At 74.7% G+C, this 620-nt stretch carries 1 protein-coding gene; it reads left to right on the top strand.

Annotation, left to right across the window (positions count from 1 at the left end):
- Positions 1-17: 17 nt before the first annotated feature.
- Positions 18-620, top strand: a 603-nt coding sequence (locus GT354_RS47535; RefSeq protein ID WP_202513104.1) for a hypothetical protein, incomplete at its 3' end; no start/stop codon positions are given.

Raw genomic sequence — 620 nt, 5'->3', positions numbered from 1 at the left:
CGCTGACCGCGCCCGGCATGCCACCCGTACACCGGTGGTCCCACCTGCGCGGACCGCGCGCCCGGGACAGCGCGCTCGCGGTCCTGGCCTTCGGGCTGCCGGCAGGCGCGGGCCTGATCCCGGGCGGCGGCCCCGACCTGCTGCCCGCGGCCGGCCCGAGCGCGAGTCGGCTGCTGCTCTTCCTGCTCCTGGCCGCCCGCGCAGCACCGCTGCTGCGCCGACGCACCGCACCGGGCGCGGCCCTGTCGGCAGTGTCGGCCGTCACGCTGTTGTGGCTGGCCTGCGACCGTCTCGGCTGGACCGCCCCGGACAGCACCGACCTGCTCCTGTGGTGCTGGTGGGCAGACCTGCTTCTCCTGGCAACCCTCGCCGCGACAAAACCCGCAGACGGCCTCACCGGCGCGCACATCGCCGCAGTGGCCCGGGCTGGTCGTACCGGTGCCGGGCCCGGCAGGAAACTCCCCGCCCGTGTCCGAGCCCGTGCCCGTTTCGCGCGCACCACTCGTACCGCCGTCGGCTCCGATCCTGCGTCGGGTGTTCGTGGGGTGGTGGGTTTGGGTGCCCGCGTTCAGCGTTTTGTGGGCGGGGGTTGGGGTCGTTTCGTGGGCTTTGCTCGGGTG

Source organism: Streptomyces sp. SID3343 (genome assembly GCF_009865215.1).
GTDB lineage: Bacteria > Actinomycetota > Actinomycetes > Streptomycetales > Streptomycetaceae > Embleya.
This window is presented reverse-complemented; position numbering and strand designations above follow the sequence as displayed.